Annotated in this window: 11 protein-coding genes; 4 read left to right on the forward strand and 7 right to left on the reverse strand. The window is 75.9% G+C overall.

Features of this window, described 5'->3' with window-relative positions:
* Positions 1–142: 142 nt before the first annotated feature.
* The 5 genes from ACZ6KO_RS18790 to ACZ6KO_RS18810 form a co-directional block, all read right to left on the reverse strand.
* A complete protein-coding gene (locus tag ACZ6KO_RS18790; RefSeq protein ID WP_469305704.1) occupies positions 143–1,012 on the reverse strand; it encodes an IclR family transcriptional regulator in 870 nt (289 codons plus the stop codon).
* 860 nt (positions 1,013–1,872) lie between these two features.
* On the reverse strand, positions 1,873–2,451 hold the full coding sequence (locus ACZ6KO_RS18795; RefSeq protein WP_401451671.1) for an RNA polymerase sigma factor: 579 nt from the start codon (positions 2,449–2,451) through the stop codon (positions 1,873–1,875).
* A gap of 327 nt (positions 2,452–2,778) precedes the next feature.
* Positions 2,779–3,288: a cupin domain-containing protein gene (locus ACZ6KO_RS18800; protein WP_469305094.1), complete on the reverse strand. Its 510-nt coding sequence runs from the start codon at positions 3,286–3,288 to the stop codon at positions 2,779–2,781.
* Between the two features lie 185 nt (positions 3,289–3,473).
* Positions 3,474–3,962, reverse strand: coding sequence for a DoxX family protein (locus tag ACZ6KO_RS18805; RefSeq protein WP_469305095.1), 489 nt, complete (start codon positions 3,960–3,962; stop codon positions 3,474–3,476).
* 250 nt (positions 3,963–4,212) lie between these two features.
* Positions 4,213–4,842 (reverse strand): alpha-ketoglutarate-dependent dioxygenase AlkB, encoded by a 630-nt coding sequence (locus tag ACZ6KO_RS18810; RefSeq protein WP_469305096.1) that lies wholly within the window; start codon positions 4,840–4,842, stop codon positions 4,213–4,215.
* 134 nt (positions 4,843–4,976) lie between these two features.
* Between ACZ6KO_RS18810 and ACZ6KO_RS18815 the strand changes: the two genes are divergently transcribed.
* From ACZ6KO_RS18815 to ACZ6KO_RS18830, 4 genes are all read left to right on the forward strand, one after another.
* The gene (locus ACZ6KO_RS18815) at positions 4,977–6,650 is read left to right on the forward strand and encodes an FAD-dependent monooxygenase (protein ID WP_469305097.1); all 1,674 of its coding nucleotides are present in this window, start codon (positions 4,977–4,979) and stop codon (positions 6,648–6,650) included.
* 174 nt (positions 6,651–6,824) lie between these two features.
* A complete protein-coding gene (locus tag ACZ6KO_RS18820; protein ID WP_469305098.1) occupies positions 6,825–8,150 on the forward strand; it encodes a L,D-transpeptidase in 1,326 nt (441 codons plus the stop codon).
* Between the two features lie 465 nt (positions 8,151–8,615).
* Positions 8,616–10,457, forward strand: a complete 1,842-nt coding sequence (locus ACZ6KO_RS18825) for a S8 family serine peptidase (protein WP_469305099.1) — start codon at positions 8,616–8,618, stop codon at positions 10,455–10,457.
* A 233-nt stretch (positions 10,458–10,690) separates the two neighbouring features.
* Positions 10,691–13,477 carry a helix-turn-helix transcriptional regulator gene (locus ACZ6KO_RS18830; RefSeq protein ID WP_469305100.1) on the forward strand — a complete coding sequence of 929 codons (2,787 nt, stop codon included), beginning with the start codon at positions 10,691–10,693 and terminating at the stop codon, positions 13,475–13,477.
* Positions 13,478–13,532: 55 nt separating this feature from the next.
* On the opposite strand, the gene ACZ6KO_RS18835 is transcribed toward ACZ6KO_RS18830, so the two are convergent.
* Both ACZ6KO_RS18835 and ACZ6KO_RS18840 read right to left on the reverse strand, forming a co-directional pair.
* Complete coding sequence (locus ACZ6KO_RS18835) at positions 13,533–15,218, reverse strand: serine/threonine-protein kinase (RefSeq protein ID WP_469305101.1); 1,686 nt, start codon at positions 15,216–15,218, stop codon at positions 13,533–13,535.
* 117 nt (positions 15,219–15,335) lie between these two features.
* On the reverse strand, positions 15,336–18,581 hold the full coding sequence (locus ACZ6KO_RS18840; RefSeq protein WP_469305102.1) for an amidohydrolase family protein: 3,246 nt from the start codon (positions 18,579–18,581) through the stop codon (positions 15,336–15,338).
* Between the last annotated feature and the right edge of the window lie 84 nt (positions 18,582–18,665).

Below are 18,665 nucleotides of genomic sequence, written 5' to 3' on the forward strand. Positions count from 1 at the left end.
GCCCCCCCCTCATTCCCGGCCACCGGCCCCCCCACCCCCCCCCCCCCCCCCCCCCCCGCCCCCCCCCCCCCCCCCCCGCCGGGCGGGGGGGGGGGCCCCCCCGGGCCCCCCCGGCTCCCGCTCCCGAGCCGTCTGCTCCCCGCTACGACGTGGTCGTCAGCAGCGTGCTCCCCGTCCCCTCGGCGGCCCGGTCCGCCGCCTGCGGTGCCGCCGGCTCGGTGCTGCCGGCGACGAGCAGCGCGAGCAGCACCGCGGCCGCTTCGCTCTGCAGGATCCGGGCGGCCTCCCCCAGGCGGCGCGGATCGGGCGCCGGTACGGACAGCGCCACGCACTCCGGGTTCGGCCCGGCCGTGATGGGCACCGCCGCGCACACGGTGCCCAGCGCGTACTCCTGGAGGTCGAGGAGCGCCGCACCCGGCGCCCGCGCGTCGAGCTGGTGGAAGAGGACCTGCTCGCTGGTGAGGGTGTGGGCGGTGAACGGGGTCAGCGGGTGCCGGGCCAGATGGTCGCGGCGCCCGGCGTGGTCCAGCTGGGTCATCAGGGCCTTGCCGACGGCCGACGCGTGCGCGGTGGCCCGGAAGTCCACCCACTCCTCGACGACGGGCGCGGACGGGCTGTCCGCGTAGTGGGTGACCGCGATCTCCCCGTCGTGGTAGCGGGCCACGTACACGGCCGCGCCGACGGCGTCGCGCACCCAGGCCAGGGTCTGGCGGATCTGCTCCTGCCCGCCGTCGCCGACGGCCGCGGTGAGCCCGAGGGCGCTGCCGGCGACGTACGCGGCCGGGCCGACCGGGGCTGCCAGGTTGGAGCGGACCAGCCGCTCCATGACCCGGGCGAGGGTCAGTTGGGGCAGCTGGGTCTGGCGGGCGATCTGGGCCAGGCTGACGCCCCCCGAGTACCGGTTGACGATCTCCAGGGCGCGCAGTGCCTGGTGTACGGATTCCAGCGCGGCCGGCGCCGGCCGGCCGGGCTGGGCCCGCCGGGCGGCCTGCGTGACGCGCGGCGCGCGCAGGGCGCGGCCCGACCAGCTGCTGGCCTCGTCCGTCAGGTGCAACCGGGTCAGGCGCGCGTGCCGGGCGAGCGCGACGGCGACCGCCGGGCTCGGCAGGACGACCTCGCCGAGGTCCGCGTCGTCCTCCGGTTCCAGCGCGGTGACGGCTGTCCGCAGCCGCTCGGGAAGTCTGCGGCGCGCGGCGTTGCCGCGGTGCCCGTGGGCGGGGGGGAGCGCGGTGAGGTCCTGGGTGGTGATGGGCGGCGAGGTCCAGATGACGGAGGCGCCCAGCGCCCCTTCCAGGTTCGCCGGGAGGTCGGGCAGTTCGGGCAGTTCCTCCTCGGGGGGCATCAGGTCGGCCCGCCGGTCCCAGTGCCGGGCGGTGGCGACCTCGGCCCGGGCCAGGTGGTGCAGGTACAGGCAGCGGGCCGCCGTACGGGACCCCGCGCCGGCGGCGTACTGGAACCAGAACTGGGCGCCCTCACGGCGTCCGCCGAGGTGCAGGACGCAGCCGAACAGCAGCGCCGCGTCCCGGCCGTACGGCCAGGCGCCGTCGGCCAGCGCACGTTGCACGAACGCCTTCTCGTCGACGAGGTGCCAGGCCAGCGTGTCGAGGCCGCGCGCCGCCCGGACGTGACAGGCGGCATCGAGCACGAGGTGGTCGGCCGGGACCGGCAGGGCGTGGCCGGGCAGCGGCACCCGGCCGGCGGAACGCCGGATGCCGCGGGAGCGCATCCGGTCGTTCACGACCCGGCGGGCGATCCGCCGCCGGGCCGCGCCCTCGTCGTAGCCCGCGTACTCGTCGGCCAGTACGGCCGCGTCCTCCAGTGCCGCGTCCAACTCCTCCCCCATCACCGCGTCGCGGTCGCGCGTCATGTCGCTCACTGGCCCTTCTCCTCTCCAGGGACCCAGTCCACCCCGAGCGTCCGGGACAGGGTCCGGCGTGCGCCGCGGATGTGCGAACGGACCGCCGCCGGGGAAATTCCCATCATCCGGGCGACCGTTTCGTAGTCGTTGCCCAGTACGTACGTCAGGAGCACCACGTCGTAGTGCCGCTCCGAGAGGTCGGCGATCGCCGCGTAGAGGCCGAGTTTGGACTCCAGCAGCTCCAGGCGTCCCCTCGAGGGGCGGCGCAGGGCGGCGAACCAGGCCGTCTCCACCATCGCGGCCGGGCGGCCCAGCACCGCCAGCCGCCGCTCGACGTGCTCGCGCAGCGCGGCCCAGGCGAAGCCGTGGAGGCTCTCCTCCTTCAGCGCCTGGCGCCAGACCTTCAGCAGGAAGGTGAACACGTCGTCGACGACGTCCTCGGCGTCGTGCCGGGTGCCCAGTTGCAGGTGCGCGTAGCGCAGGTAGCCGCGGTGCTGCTGGGAGTGGAACGCTCCGAACTCGACCGGCACGACACCGGACAGCTCGCTCGAGACCGCCTGGTCCCGGGATGGGTCGATCTCGCCCTCGTTCACGCACTCCCCCACGGCTGTTCGTCGCCGCTGCCGCAGCCGGCGGATACGTCAAGGGCACACACATGGACCGCGGTGGTCGCTATCAGCACGAGGCGGGCGGCGGCCCCGAAAAGATTCACGTCGCGCGAAACCTTCCAGTGGAGTGAGTGGTTCGGGCGTGCCTGCTCCCGAGTCCGGCAGCCGGGGAGCAGGGCGCGCTCCCCATGCCCCACCCAACCGAAAACGGAGCGTGTTCGTGCACGTCGTCCGCCACTCTTTTCGCCGAGCGGATGCACCCGCTCGGCCGTGCGCCCCCTTACGCTCGCGCACGCCCCCGGAGCGCCCGGGTCACGTGGTGTCGCCGGACGTGCCCGGCAGGGGGCTGCCGCAGCGGCTGCAGAAGCGGGCGTCGGCCTCGATGGCGTGGCGCCGGCACTGCCGGCAGACGCGGTGCAGGGTGCAGTGGGGGGCGCTGTCCGGCTCGGGCGCCGTACGGGCGCGCCCGATCCGCAGCCCGGCGCGGCGGCGGTGGGCGGTGACGAAGACCAGCCCGTCGGCGCCGGGCAGCACGGCGCGCGGGGTGCCGCGCGGCAGCAGGGCGAGGGTGCCGGGGGCCACCTCCTGCTCCACGCCGCCGAGGGTCAGGACGCCGCTGCCCGAGACGACGATCAGGAGGACGTCGACCTGGGGTTCCACGTGCTCCGCCACCGGGGTGTCCGGCGGCAACCGGACGACGTTCGCGTCGAGCTGCCGGTTGCGGGCGCGCAGCCGCCACAGCGCGCCGCGCCGCTCCTTCCCGGCGCCTTCGACTAGGTCGGCGAGGCTGATCCCCTCGGCGCCGGCCGTGCTCGGTGTCAACGTGCCCCCCTCGTCGGATCCCGGTCCCGGACCCATCCATGATCTCCTACCCCGTCGGGGCACGGGCCACGACCTGACGTACGACCGCGACGACGGGGAGCGGGGGCGGGGCCGCCTGCTCGGCCGGGCGCGCCGGAGCGGCGGGCCGGGCCGGAGCCCGTCCCGCCGCGCAGCGATGGGGAGGGTCAGGCGGCGACGGCCTCCCGCGCACGGTCGCCCGGGCCGGCCGGGCCGTCCTCGCCCGCGCCCCCGGCCTGCGGACGGGTGTTCCCGGCGCGCGCGGTGAACACCCGCTCCAGGGCGAACGCGCCGGGGCCGGTGAAGACCAGCAGCACGAAGGTCCAGGCGTACAGGGCGGAGAGCTCGCCGCCGTTCTGCAGCGGGAACAGCGCCTTCTCCTGGTGCATCACGAAGTACGCGTACGCCATGGAGCCGGAGGCGAGGAAGGCGGCGCTGCGGGTGCCGGCCCCGAGCATCACCAGGCCGCCGCCGACGAGCTGGATGACGGCGGCGTACCAGCCCGGCCAGGCGCCGGCCGGCACCGTGCCGCCGCCGTGCGCGCCGCCGAGGACGCCGAAGAGGGAGGCGGCGCCGTGGCAGGCGAAGAGCAGTCCGGTGACGATGCGGAAGAGACCGAGGGCGTAGGGCTGGGCGGCGCTGAGGCGGGTCGGCACGGGTGCTCCTTGGGTCGGGGGACGTGTTCCGCGATGCGGGGGGGCGCAGGGGTGAGTGTGCCCGCGCGGGGCGTGCGGGCTCCCGTCCGCTGGCAGCTTCATGCCGGTCCGGGCCCGCGAAGGCGCGCCGGGCGGGCCCCTCGTGCGCCGGATGGCACCACCCGGCCGCCACGGGCCGGCGCCGGTCCCCCGCGACCGGACGGTGTCCGGACGGCCGCCGTTCCCCGTCCGGGGCGGCCCGGCCCCGAGGTCACGAGACGCCGTGCGGCCGGAACTGCACGCTGATCCGTGGCCCCACGGCCCGGCCGGACTTGGGGATCGCGTGCTCCCAGGTCCGCTGGCAGGAGCCGCCCATCACGGCCAGGTCGCCGTGGCCCAGCGGCAGCCGCAGCGCGGCCGGGCCGCCGCCGCGCGGGCGCAGCGCCAGGTCCCGGGGGTCGCCCACGGAGAGGATGGCGACCAGGGTGTCCTCGCGGGCGGAGCGCCCCGTGCGGTCGCCGTGCCAGGCGACGCTGTCGCGGCCGTCGCGGTAGTAGCACAGGCCGGCGGTGGTGAAGGGTTCGCCGAGCTCGCCGGCGTAGTGCGCGGAAAGGGCGTCCCGGGCCTCCTCCAGGACCGGGTGCGGCAGCGGCTCCCCCGCACGGTAGTGGGCGAGCAGGCGCGGGACGTCGACCTCGCGCTCGTACATCCGGCGCCGCTCCGCCCGCCAGGGCACGCCGGCCGCCAGCTCCTCGAACAGCGCGTCGGCCCCGCTCAGCCACCCCGGCAGCAGGTCCACCCAGGCCCCGCTGCCCAGCTCCCGCCGCCGCAGCCCGCGCAGCGGTCCGAGCCGTATCTCGTCGGCCTGGTCGAAGAGTGATCCCTGCAGTGGCGCGCGCATGCCTCCACCGTACCCCGAGAACCGAACAGATGAGCGATTACGGACGCTCCCGCGCGCGGTGGCCGCGGGACACCGCGCGGGCGACCATGAGGGGCGGGGGCCGGTTCGTGCGGGGGCTCACGACGGGAGACGCCATGGCGCGCACCGGCGCTTCGGACGGAACGTACGGATCGGACGTCCTGGTGGTGGGTGCCGGGCCGGTCGGGCTCACCGCGGCCGTCGAACTGCGCCGGCGCGGGATCGGCTGCCGGATCGTCGACCGGCTGCCGGCGCGGCTGCCGTACGCGAAGGCCGTGGGCATCCAGCCGCGCACCCTGGAGCTGTGGGACCGGATGGGCCTGGTGCGGTCCGCCCTGGAGGCGGCCGTCCCGCTGCGCGGGCAGCTGCTGTACGTCGACGGCGCCGAGCGGGCCCGGATCGACCTCACGCTGCCGCCCGAGGTGCCGTACGGCTTCGCCGCGCTGCCGCAGTACGAGACCGAGCGGATCCTCGAGGAGTTCCTCGCCCGCTTCGGCACGGGCATCGAGCGCGGCACCGAACTGCTGTCGTTCACCCAGGACGACGCCGGGGTCACCAGCACGCTCGTCACCGCCTCCGGGGCCCGGGAGGCGGTGCGGACCCGGTTCCTGGTGGGCTGCGACGGGGCGCACAGCGTCGTCCGCAAGAAGCTCGGGCTCACCTTCGAGGGCGGGGCCTTCCCCGACGAGTACATGCTCGCGGACGTGGCGGTCGACTGGGACCTGCCCGCCGGTTACGGCGTCCGGTGCGTGCACCACGGCGGCGACGGCGCGGTCGACGACCTGCTGGTGTGCATCCCGCTCCCCGGCGACGGCCGGTACCGGATGTCGACGCTGGTACCGCCCGAGCTGCGCATCGCGCCTCCGGCGGACGGCCCCGACTCCGTGAGCCACGGCCTGGAGGGCGGCCGGGCCCCGGAGCTCCACCACGTCCAGGCGACCCTGGACCGGCTCTCCCCGCGGCCCACGACCGCGTCGGCCCTGCGCTGGTCGTCGGTCTTCCGCATCAGCCACCGCCAGGTGGACCGGTACGGCGACGGCCGCGTCTTCGTCGCCGGGGACGCCGCGCACATCCACCCGCCGACGGGCGCGCAGGGCATGAACACCGGGGTCCAGGACGCCGCCAACCTGGCCTGGAAGCTCGCCCTGACCGTCCGGGGCGCCGCGCATCCCCGGCTGCTGGCGAGTTACGACGCCGAGCGCCGTCCGGTCGGGGCGGAGGTCGTCGCCCGGACCGTCCGGCACGCGACCGAGGGCATGGACGCCGACCCGGACGACCCGCGGACCCTGCTGCTGCGCGAGGCCCAGTTGCTCATCGACTACCGGGACAGCCCGGTCGTGGCGGCGCGGGGCCGTGGACCGGGGCCGGACGCCGGCGACCGGGCCCCGGACTGCGCCGGCCTGACGCAGGAGATCGCCGCGTTCCCGCTGCGGCTGTACGACCTGCTGCGCGAGCGCGAGCACGTACTGCTGCTGCACCCGGGAACCGAGGGAGCGGGCGCGCCGGGCGGCCGCGGTGCGGCCGACGGGTTCGCCGAACTCGCCGCCGTCGCCCGGGAGGTGTCGCACGGCAGGGTGACGACCTGCACGCTGCTCCCCGGGCCGGCGGCCCGGGCGCCCGGCGACGGGGGGCCGGTGTACCGCGACAGCGGCGGCGAGTTCGCCCGGCTCTACGCGGTGCGCGGGCCCACCGCGTTCCTGGTGCGCCCCGACGGCTACCTCGGCGCCCGGCTGTCCCCGCCGGACCCGCACGCCCTGGCCGCGCACCTCGCCGCCGTGTTCCGTTCCTGACGCCACCGCCGCGTTCCGTTCCTGACGGAGTCTCACACCCGCCCCACCACTGGTCTGTCCGGGTTCACTTGGGTGCCCGTTCGGGCCCAGCAGCCGAGTTGACGATCATCCTTCCTGCTCAACATTGTTTTCATACTGCCCTCCAGTGCCGCACGGGATCATCAGGAGGAGCGCGTGGCGAGGTCGCGGAGCAGGCAGAGCGTGAAGCGGGGTGCCGCGACCCTGCTGGCCGGGGGGCTGCTGGTCGGCGCCGCCGCACCGGGGGCGCTGCGGATGGCCGACGCCGCCGCGGCGGTGGCGGGCGAACCCGCCGCCGGCACCCCGGTCGCCCTGCTGGTGGGCACGGCCCTGGAGGGGAGCCGGGTGCTGGCCACGGCGTCGGGCGGGCGCCCGACGGTCATCCCGGCCGCGGACGCCGCCGGCCCGCTGCACATCGCCCTCGCCGACGAGGGCCGGCTCACCGACGTCACCGTGCACGACGGGCACGGGCGGCACCTCGCCGGGGAGCTCGGCCGCGAGGGCGAGCGCTGGCTCAACTCCGAGCCGCTGCGGGCGGGTGAGGTCTACACGGTCCGGGCCTACGCCCAGGACGTGGTGGGCCGGCCGGTCGCGGCGACCACCGTGTTCCGCACCTCGCCGCCCGCGGACCGCGACGGCGAACGGCTCACGGTCGAGTTCGGGCCGGGCCCGGGGACGTACGGCGCGGGCCAGATCGTGACCGCCACGCTCAGCGACGGGATCCCGGAGAGCGACCCGGACGTCCGCGCCCGCGTGGAGCAGGCCCTGGACGTGACGTCGGAACCCCGTGTGGAGGGTGCCTGGCACTGGGTGGACGACCGCAACCTGCACTACCGGCCGGTGGACTTCTGGCCCGCGCACACCGAGATCAGCGTCCGCAGCGGGCTCGACGGGGTCGAACTCGGCGACGACCGCTACGGCGGCGCGTCCGAGCCCCTGCACCTGACCATCGGGGACCGCATCGAGGCGGTCACCGACTCCGCCACGCACACGATGACCGTCCGCCGCAACGGCCGGGTCATCCGGACGATCCCGGTCACCACCGGCAAGGCGGGCTTCCGTACGCGCAGCGGCATCAAGGTGGTCCTGCGCAAGGAGTACAAGGTCCGGATGCGCGGGGACAGCGTCGGGATCGCGCGCGGCACCACGGAGTTCTACGACCTGCCGGTCTACTACGCGACCCGGGTCACCTGGAGCGGGGAGTACGTGCACGCCGCGCCCTGGTCGGTGGAGTCGCAGGGCGAGGAGAACGTCAGCCACGGCTGCACGGGCATGAGCACCAGCGACGCCCGGTGGTTCTACGACACCGTGCGCGAGGGCGACATCGTCGAGGTGGTCAACAGCGGCGGGGACCGGATGAGTGCGTTCGACAACGGCTACGGCGACTGGAACGTGGACTGGCGGACCTGGCAGCGCGGCAGCGCCCTCGGTACGGCGCAAGCCGCGTACCGCGCGCCGGGACGGCTGCACCCCAGCGCGTGACCCCCGCGCACCGCTTTTCGGCGCTCCCGACGGGCACTGTCCGGCATCCGTGATATCGCGTCCGGAATTCGGACACATGTGTCTGGCATGTGAACTCTTCCCTTGCCGCGGTTTTTCGCGTTGACAGCCAACTCCCTTTACTATCGCGGGAGTTGAGGCCCGCTGGAGCGGTGTCCGGATGGGGGTCGGGGAGGGTCCCGAGGGGGCGGACAAGGGTTTTCCCTGTATCGGGTTCATCCCGGCGTTGCCTACTGTCTGCCCACCGGCGATCTCTTCCGGCCAAGCGGTTCGCCCGCCACCCCCACAGGGCGGGACCCCGTGCGGCAGGTCGTGTCCCGGTACGCCGTTGCCCCGGGCCCGCCGCCGCGTGAGCCCGGGCAGCGTGGTGCGCGACGGTGCCGGGGAGGGGTTCCCGGCCCCGTGGCCGCCGTAACCTCCCACACCGCACCAACCGGTCATTCCGGCATGTCCGGAAACGGCCGCGAAGGGAACACTGTGCACCCATCCGGACGACGTCTCATATCCGTGGTGGCCGTCTCCGCCGCTCTGCTCGGCGGGACCGCCACCACTTCCCTGGCACAGGAGCAGCCGGCCCCCGTCCCCGGCCAGGCCGCGGCCGCCGCGGGCGTCCCGCTGCCCGCCGCGCCGGTGGAGAACGTGATCGTCGGATACAAGTCGAGCGCCTCGGAGGCCTCCTCCAACGACGCGGCCGCCGGCGACGCCAAGGCCAAGGGCAAGAAGGCCGGCAAGAACGTCGGCTTCGAGCGCCGCCTGGGCACCGGAGCCGCGCTCGTCGACCTCGGCGGCACCCTCACCCCGGCCGAAGCGGCCGACGTGATGGCGCAGTTCCGCACCGACCCGGACGTGGCCTACGTGGAGCCGGACACCCGCGCGTACCCGCTCGCCACCCCGAACGACACCGACTACGCCAAGCAGTGGGACCTCTTCGAGCCCACCGCCGGCATGAACGTCCCGGCCGCCTGGGACACCACCACCGGTGCCGGCGTCACCGTGGCCGTCATCGACACCGGCTACGTCGCGCACTCGGACCTCGCCGCCAACGTCGTGGCCGGCTACGACTTCATCTCCAGCTCCTCCAGCGCCCGTGACGGCAACGGCCGTGACAGCAACCCGGCCGACCAGGGCGACTGGACCGCCGCCGGCGAGTGCGGCATCGGTTCCAAGGCCAGCGACTCCTCCTGGCACGGCACCCACGTGGCGGGCACCATCGCGGCCGCCACGAACAACTCCAAGGGCGTCGCCGGCATCGCCTACGGCGCGAAGGTCCAGCCGGTGCGCGTGCTCGGCAAGTGCGGTGGTGCGACCTCCGACATCGTCGACGCGATCACCTGGTCCTCGGGCGGCTCGGTCTCCGGCGTCCCGGCGAACGCCACCCCGGCCAAGGTCATCAACATGAGCCTGGGCGGTCCGGGCGCGTGCAGCGCGACGTACCAGAACGCCATCAACGCGGCCGTGGGCCGTGGCACGACCGTCGTGGTCGCCGCGGGCAACAGCAACTCCGACGCCGCCGGTTTCTCCCCGGCGAGCTGCAACAACGTGATCAACGTGGCCGCCTCCAACCGGGCCGGCGACCGCTCGTACTACTCCAACTTCGGCACGATCATCGACGTGGCCGCCCCGGGCGGTGAGACCCGCCGCGCCACCGACACGCCCGGCACCGTCACCACCCCCGAGAACGCCATCCTCTCCACGCTGAACACCGGCACCACCACCCCCGGCGCCGAGAACTACAAGCCCTACCAGGGCACCAGCATGGCCGCCCCGCACGTCGCCGGGCTCGCCGCGCTCATGAAGTCGGCGAACTCCGCGCTGACCCCGGCGCAGATCGAGGCGGCCATCAAGGCCAACGCCCGCCCGCTGGCCGGTACCTGCACCGGTGGCTGCGGCGCCGGCCTGGCCGACGCGGCCAGGACCGTCGCGGCCGTGACCTCCGGTCCGGTCACCCCGGCGTTCGAGAACACCACCGATGTGGCGATCCCGGACAACGGCGGCGCCGTCTCCTCCTCGATCGCCGTCACCGGCCGCACCGGCAACGCCCCGGCCGCCCTCAAGGTGAACGTCGACATCAAGCACAGCTACCGCGGTGACCTGGTCATCGACCTGGTCGGCCCCGGCGGTGCCGTCAAGCGCCTGCAGGCCTCCTCGGGCGACAGCGCCGCCAACGTGATCACCACGTACACGGTGGACGCCTCCGCGTGGACCGCCAACGGCACCTGGCAGCTGCGCGTCCAGGACGTCGCCGCCGCCGACACCGGCTACATCGACTCCTGGAGCCTCGGCTTCTAGGTCACCCGAGAACCGCCACCCCCCACAAAAGGTCCGGACCTCCTCGACCAAGAGGTCCGGACCAACTCGGCCCGTGGGTCCGCCGGTACGTCCCTCACCGGCGGACCCACGGGTTTTCCTGCCGCCCGACTGATTTCTGCGTCACAATGCGGACCCGCCACCCCGCCGACCTCGTATTCTCGCGCTCACAGAAGAGGCACAGGAACCGGGGAGCGAGAGGCTGGTGGCAGTGCGTGGCGGCGACGGGGAACGCTGACGCGACCGTCGGACACGGCGAACTGATCGAGGCGGTGGACCGTGCGCTGACCACGCACGGGCGCGCCGTCCTCACCGGACCCGCGGGGGCCGGCAAGACAAGGGTGGCGGACGCCGTCGCGGCCGCCGCGGAGTCCCGCGGCGCATCGGTCCTGCGGCTGGCGCCGGAGGCCGCCGACCGCTGGATTCCCGAAGCCTCCGCCGCGGCGCTGCTGACCTCGGTGCCCTGCGGGGTCCTCGAGGCGCTCGCCGGGCCGCAGCGCACGGCCATCGCGCTGCTGCGCCGCGAGGCCGACGCGCCGGTGGCCGGCCGCGACCACGTCGCGCTGCGGCTGGCCGTCGTCGAGGTGCTGCGTACGCTGGCCGCCCGCAGTCCGGTCCTGATCGTGCTGGACAACGCGCAGTGGCTGGACTCCGAGAGCGCCGACCTGCTGCGGTTCGCGTTCCGCCTGACCCCGCCCGGCGTCCGCGTCCTGGTCGCCGAGTGCGTCCAGGGCGGCCTGCCGGTCGCCGGGTCCCTGTGCGGACCGGACACCCCGGGCATCCGGGTGCCCCCGCTCGGCGCGGACGAGCTGGCCGAACTCCTGCTGCGGCACGGACTGCCGGCCCGCCTCGCCGGCCGCATCCACCAGGCCAGCGGCGGCAACCCGCGCCTCGCCCTGGCCCTGGGACACTCCCTGGCCGAGGCCCGGGACGGCGCCGGGGCCCACCACGCCGACACCCTGCCCGTGTCCGGGCAGGCCCGCGAAGTGGCCCGGCTGCTGCTCGCCGAGGCCCCGGCCCGGGCCCGCCGCACCCTGCTGCTCGCGGCCCTGGCCGCCCGTCCGACCACCGCCCTGCTGCGCCGGGCCGGCCGCCCCGACGCCGAGGGGGAACTCGCCGAGGCCGAGCGGGCCGCGCTGGTCACCGTGGCGGCGGACGGCACGGTGGCGTTCACCGCCGGCGCCCTGCCCACCGCGCTGGCCGCCGACGCGGGCTGGCCGGAACGGGCTGCCGCGCACGCCGCGCTCGCCGTCGCGGTCGACGATCCGGTGCAGGCCGTACGGCACCGGGCGCTGGCCGTGGACGTCCCCGACGAGCGGCTCGCCGCCGAGGTCAGCGGGGCCGCGGCGGCCTGCCGGCGGCGGGGCGACCGGGCGCTCGCCGCCGAACTGGGGCTGCTGGCCGCGGACGTGACCCCGGTGGACCGGCCCGCGGCGGAACTGGCCCGCCTGGTCGCCGCCGCCGAGGACGCGGGCTGGTCCGGGCGGGCCGACCTCGCCCGCCGCGCGGCCCGGGCGGTCCTCGCCCGCGAGGCCTCCCCCGCCGACCGGGTACGGGTGCGGCTCGCCGTCATCGACGCGGCCGGCCAGGCGCTGGCCGATCTGGACGAGACCTTCGCGCACGCCCGGGTCGACGCGGCCGGCGATCCGTCCCTGCAGGCCGCCGTACAGCTGCGGGTCGCGTGGAAGCTCAACCTCAGCGACGGTGACCCGGTGCGCTCGCGGGCCGCGGCGGCCGAGGCCGGGGTGCTGGCCGCCGAGGGCGGCGACCAGGTGGCCGAGGCCATGGCCCTGACCGTACGGGCCCGGATGGGGCGGATCCTGGGCGACGCGGAGGCCGAGGACATCCTGGCCGGGGCGCTGGCGCTGCCCGCGCCCGAGGTGCCGCTCGGCATGCGCAACGCGCCGCAGTACCTGGCCGTGCGCCACGCCCTGTTCGACGACCGGCTCGACGACGCCCGCGAACAGCTGCTGGTGCTGCTGCCCGCGGTGGAGCGCACCGGCTCGGCGGAGGACGTCTTCGAAGTGCTGCGCAGTTTCGCCGAGGTGGAACTGCGGCGGGGCAGGTGCGCGGCGGGCGCGGCGCACGCGCGGCGCGCCCTGGAGCTGACCATCGAGGCGGGGCTCTCGCCCGGTCCCGCCTGGTACGTCGCGGCGACGGCCGAATCCATGGCCGGCAGCTTCGCCCGGGCGGCCGGGTACGCCCGGCGCGGGGTGCAGGCCTCGGAGGAGGAACGCGACCAGGTGTTCCTCTCCCGCAGCCTGTACGCCCTGGGGCTGGTCGAGCTGGCCACCGGGGAGACCGTGAGGGCGGTGGCGACGCTGCGCCGGGTGGCCGGGCTGGAGGCCGCGCAGCAGGTCGTGGACCCGTCGATCCTGCGCTGGCACGGGGAGCTGGCGGAGGCACTGGTGGCCGCGGACGCCCTGGAGGAGGCGGCGGAGCTGCTCGCGTCGGTGCACGCGGTGGCGGCCGGTCTCGGCCGGACCAGTGTGGTCACCGCCCTCGACCGGGCCCGGGGGCTGCTGCTGTCGGCGTCCGGCGACGCCGATGCCGCGGTGGCGCTGCTGCGGACGACGGCCGAGCGGTTCGAGGCGCTCGGGCTGCCGCTGGAGCGCGGCCGCACGCTGCTGGCGCTGGCCCGGGCCGAGCGGCGCCGCCGCCGGCGGGCCCCCGCGCGCGCCGCCCTGTACGGCGCGGCCGAGGTGTTCACACGGGCGGGCGCGCACCCGTGGGCCGAACTGGCCCGCGAGAGCCCGGGGAACCCGGCGGGCGCGGACCGCGCGCGGGCGGACGCACGCGGGTCCGGTGACGACGCGGTCGCGGCCCTGACGGAGGGCGAGGCCCGGCTCGCGGTACTGGTCAGCCAGGGGGCCAGCAACCAGGAGGCGGCGGCCAAGCTGTTCCTGAGCGTCAAGACCGTCGAGGCCCGCCTCACGCGGATCTACCAGAAGCTCGACGTCCGCTCGCGGGCCCAGCTGGCGACGGTCCTGCGGGGCCGGTGAGCCGGGCGCGGGCCGGCCCGGCGCGGACCGGCCCAGCGCCGGGCCGCGGCGGGCGTCAGCCGACCGGATACGTCTTGGTCACCTTGCCGTCGAGGCCGGCGACGAGGTACCCGGACTCGTGGTACTCGTTGCTGATGTAGACCTTCACCGTCGGCACCTTCTTGTCGAAGAGGTCGGGCTCGACGATGAGGTAACGCGTGGTCGGGTCCTTCACGCCGAGCTTGGCCTCGGCCTCCTTGATCAGACCGGGCACGACGTTCCAGTCGACCTTCTCCAGGTCGATCAGGACGGACCCGGCCGGGACCGTGCCGGTGATGATGCTCTTCTTCGCCGCCCCGTCGCGGTAGTCCCAGCTCTGGGTCCCGGTGGGGTGGTCCTTGACCGGGACCGTCGCCGAGGCGTACGTGGGATAGATGACCGCCCGGGTCACGCTCCCGCCGCCGCTCGCCTCCCGGACGGCGGCCACCATCGCCCGCGCGCCCGCCGGGGTGTGCAGGTCGCCCTGCCCGGCGCCGGTGCGCGCCGCCGGCGCGGTGGCCGTGCCCGGCGCGGCCGGGGCCGGGGTACCACCGGTGCCCGTGGTCGGACCGGGGCGGTCGGCGACGACCGCACCGCCCTTGTCGGTGCCGCCCTTGCCCGCGGCGCTGTCCGGCAGCCACGCCCGCACCGCGACGACGGCGCCCGCGATCACGACGGCGGCCAGCAACGCGGCGATGAGCGGCCGTGCCCACGGCCGCGGGTTGGGCCACGGCACCGGTGCCGCGACCGTCACGGCGCCGTGGGGCGCGCCCACGGCGACGGAATGCGGCCCGAAGACCGGCGGGGCCGGGGCGTACGGCGCGGCGGGAGCGGGGGCCGGGCCGTAGCCCGCGGGAACGCCGAACGCGGGCGGCGGCGGTGAACCGGCCCCCACCCCGCGCAGCAGCGCCTCCAGACGCTCGGCGTCCGGGCGGGCGGTCGTGTCGCGGACGAGGAGCTCGCCGAGGACGGGCGCCAGCCCGCCCGAGCGGGCGGGGTAGGGGATCGGCTCGTCGAGGACGGCGACGACGGTGGCCAGCGCCGTCTCGCGGCGCAGCGGATGGGCGCCCTCGGCGGCGACGTACAGGGTCATGCCCAGCGACCACAGGTCGGAGGCGGGGTTGCCCTCCTGGCCGCGCACCCGCTCCGGGGCGATGTACTCGGGCGAGCCGACGAGGTCGCCGGGCGCGGTCAGGCTGGTGGACTCGCGCAGCGCCGCGATCCCGAAGTCCGTGAGGACGGCGCTGCCGTCCGGGCGCAGCAGGATGTTGGCGGGCTTGACGTCGCGGTGGTGGACGCCCGCGGCGTGCGCCGCGCGCAGCGCGGACAGCACGTCCAGGCCGATGCGGACGACGTCCTCGACGGGCAGCGGTCCCTGTGCGATGCGGTCGTACAGGGAGCCGCCCCGGACCAGTTCCATCACGATCCAGGGGTGCGAGCCGTCGTCCGGCTCGATGATCTGGTGGATGGAGACGACGTTGGGGTGGGCGAGCCGGGCCAGGGCCTGGGCCTCACGGACCGCACGCTGGCGCAGCTGACGGGCGAGCTCCGGGTTGGCCTCGGCCATCGCCGGGTCGGCGGGGCGGACCTCCTTGAGCGCCACTTCCCGTTGCAGGCCGATGTCCCTGGCCCGCCAGACCGTTCCCATGCCGCCGCTGCCCAGACGTGCGAGCAGCTCGAAGCGGCCGTCGACGACCCGTCTGCCATCCTCACTGGTGTTCATGGCTGGTCATCGTAGGGACTTCCGGCGCGTGCCGTTCGCGCGGGTGCCGCACAGCCGGAGGCCGGCCGTCGGTCCCCCTCGGTTCCGGTCGTCGCCGCCACTCGTACGGGCGCCGGGTCAGGTTCCGGCACCGTACCAGTCGGGGCAGCAGCTGTCGCGGAGCATCTGCCGGGCGGCCGCGGCCCAGTCCTCGTCGGGGGCGGCCGCCCGTGCGGACGGCGCGGTGAACGCCGCCGTGAGGGCGGCCGCCTCGTGCAGGGAGCCGCCGCGTACGGCCGCCCGTACCCGGACCAGGGACGCGAAGTCCGTGAAGGGGTCCCCGTCCACGAGGGTGAGGTCGGCGATCCTGCCCGCCTCGACGGTGCCGAGCCGGTCCGCGACACCGAACACGCGGGCGGGGGTGCGGGTGACGGTGGTCAGGGCCTCGGCCGGGCTCATGCCGTACCGGTGCAGGGCACGCAGGCCCAGGTGGAGGTGGAGGCCGGCCGGGGCCAGCGGTGCGTCGGTGCCCAGCAGCAGCTGGGCGCCGCCGAGCACGGACTGCCGGTAGATGCCGATCTCCCGTTCCAGGGTGGCCAGTTCGTCGGCGTGCGGCGGCCGGGCGGCGGCGGTGCGGACGGCGGCGAGGTCCCACGGCGGCATCAGGGCGCCCACCCGGGGGTCGTCGGCGAGCGCGGGATCGGCGCCGATCAGCGGGAGGGCGTGGAAGGGGGTGGCGATCAGGTGGAAGCCGCCGCGGCAGTACACCTGGAGGGTGTCCTGGTGGGTGTTGCCCCGCGGGGTCGCGCCGTGGCCGTACTCGGCGCGCTCGGTGGCCACCAGATGGGTGGTCAGGTCCTGTCCGGACTGGATGCCGGGGGCGCACAGGTGCGAGCCGGCCAGTACGCCGAGCCGTTCGTGGGCGAACCGCGCGGCTTCTTCCATCTGCGGGTAGGGGGCCCGGACGTAGGTCTTGACGAAGTCCCAGTCCAGCTCCGCGCCCCGGGCCAGGGACCGGGTGAAGCCCTCGGCGGTGCGGTGGGCGCGGCCCATGCTGTAGGCGACGCGGGAGCCGTCGAGGAGCTCGCCGCCGGCCAGCAGCCGGGCGGCGGCGAGCCGGCCGGCCAGGATGTCCTCGCGCATCCGGGCCTGTTCGTGGGCGGAGCCGCCGAGCGAGACGGTGGTGGTGATGCCGTAGGCGAGGTACAGGGCGCCCTGACGGGCTCCGTAGGTGTACGGGTAGGTGTGGACGTGGGAGTCCCACAGGCCCGGCAGGACGGTGCCGGCGGAGGCGTCGACGTGGCGGCCGGCCCGGCGCCCGCGGCGTGCGTGCGGTTCCACGGCGGTGATCCGGCCGCCGCGGATCAGGACGTCGACGTCGGCGCGGGGCGCGGAGCCGGTGCCGTCCCAGAGCAGTCCGGCGTGCACGACGGTGTCGACGGGGGCCGGCCGCCGCAGGGTCAGGGTGACGGGGACGGTCCGGGCGGGGCCGGACGCGGTTCCGTCGGCGTCGAGGGCGAGCAGCCGCAGCCGGGCGCCGGACTGGTAGAGCAGGGTGCGGGAGTTGCCGGACCAGGAGGGGTGGTCGGCGGGTTCGTCGGTCAGGCGGCGGGCGGGACCGGCGGGGGTTCCGTCGGGGGTGACGGGCAGCAGCCACAGCGCGGACTCGCCGACGCAGGCCAGGAAGCGGCCGTCGGGCGACCAGACGGGGCCGGACGCGTAGCGGTCGGAGAGCGAGGCGTGCGGGGCGAGCGCGTACAGGCGGTCGGCTCCGGTGGCGGCGTCGACGATCCGGATGAGGTTGTGGCCCTCGCGGAAGCGCTGGTTGAGCCGGTTGCGGTCGCAGAGGGCCAGGTACCGGCCGTCGGGCGACCAGCTGGGCGCGCCGGGCAGCCCGCCGCCGCCGAGCGCGGCCACCAGCGGGGTGTCCGTGCCGGTGGCGAGGTCGCGTACGAGGAGCCGGCCGGCGAGGTCGAGGGCGGCCAGCCGGGTGCCGTCGGGCGAGAGGACGCCGTACACCCGGCCGCCGGCGGCGAGGACGCGGTCCCGGCCGCCGGTCAGTTCCCGGCGGCGTACGGCGTTCAGCCCCTCGCGGTCGTCGGTGTAGAGCAGGGCGGTGCCGTCCGGGGTCCACACCGGTCCCTGGACGTAGGCCGTGGCGGGGGCCTGGACGATCCGGCGGGGGGCTCCCCCGGTGACGGGGGCCACCCAGAGCGCGTTGAGCGCGGCGAAGGCCACCGCGCGGCCGTCGGGCGAGAGGGCGGGCAGGTGGATGCCGCGCACCGGCCGGTCGTGTTCGGCCTCCAGGGCGTACTCCTTGACCCGGTAGCGGGGCCGGCGTACGTCGAGCGTGGCGTCGAGGGGGATCGCGCGGCCGGTGTCGTCGCGGTGCGGGCGGATGATCCGGAACCGGCCGTCGAGGGTGATCAGCAGCCGGTCGTCGCCGAGCCACCGGGGCGGGGCGGGTGCGAGGTCGCCGTCGAGGGCGACGGGCTGGCCGTCGACGACGAGGGTCATGGTCTCGGTCCTGCGTACGGCGGGCCTGGCGTGCAGCCAGGCGGTGCGGCCGGCCGGGGAGAGCGCGGGGGCCAGCAGGTTCCCCTCGGTGACGGTGTGCTCGGTCCGGACGGGGCCGGTGCCGTCGGCGGCGACGGAGGCGAGCGTGCGCGCGACGAGCCGGGGGGCGGCGGGCTGGGTGCCGGCGGGCTCTGTGCCGGTGCTGGTGACTGTGACGGTGCCGCGGACGAACAGCACCCGGGTGCCGTCCGCCGACCAGGTGGGGTCGAAGTCCTCGAAGGCACCGTCCTGGCCGGGGCCGTCCTGGCCGGGCAGGCCGGTCAGGCGGCGGGGACGGCCGCCGGACACGGGCAGGGTCCAGATCCGGTACGGGGTGCCCGAGACCGGGTCGCCGTCGCGCTCGGAGCTGAAGGCGAGCGTGCGGCCGTCCGGTGACCAGGCCGGGGCGCGGTCGTCGTAGGGGCCGTCGGTGAGGGCGCGCAGTCCCGAACCGTCGGTGTGCATCACCCAGATGTGGAAGGCGCCGCCGCGGTAGGCGTTCATCGCGACCTGCCGGCCGTCGGGCGAGAACACCGGGCGGGTCGGTTCCAGGTCGGGCGGGGTGAGCGGGACGGCCGGCGCGCCGTCCGGGGGTACGGACCACAGGACGTTCTGCACCTCGGCGACGATCCGGTCGCCGGCGGCGGTCGCGGTGGCCGCGCCGTTGGTCGCGGCGGTCAGACGCAGCCGCACCATGCCGTCGGGGGCGTCGGGTGCGCCTGCCGGGGTCCCGGCGCCGGCCGCGGGTGCGGCGGGCGCCGGGGCCAGGCCGAGCAGCGCGGTGACCGCGCCGCCGGGCACCGCCCGCAGAATCGTCCTGCGTGCCATCCGCATCCCCGTCGCTCGCTTCCCGTTGGACGACTGTCGTGTCAGCCATCTGAACGATCAAGAGCGGGGCGGGGCAACGGGCAC

The organism is Streptomyces sp. NPDC042102 (assembly GCF_055582305.1).

Coding starts and splice junctions, on each gene's coding strand:
- ACZ6KO_RS18810 (WP_469305096.1), bottom strand. CDS start 4,842: ATGCGCGCGCCACTGCAGGGATCACTCTTCGACCAGGCCGACGAGATA.
- ACZ6KO_RS18815 (WP_469305097.1), top strand. CDS start 4,977: ATGGCGCGCACCGGCGCTTCGGACGGAACGTACGGATCGGACGTCCTG.
- ACZ6KO_RS18825 (WP_469305099.1), top strand. CDS start 8,616: ATGTCCGGAAACGGCCGCGAAGGGAACACTGTGCACCCATCCGGACGA.
- ACZ6KO_RS18835 (WP_469305101.1), bottom strand. CDS start 15,218: ATGAACACCAGTGAGGATGGCAGACGGGTCGTCGACGGCCGCTTCGAG.
- ACZ6KO_RS18840 (WP_469305102.1), bottom strand. CDS start 18,581: ATGGCACGCAGGACGATTCTGCGGGCGGTGCCCGGCGGCGCGGTCACC.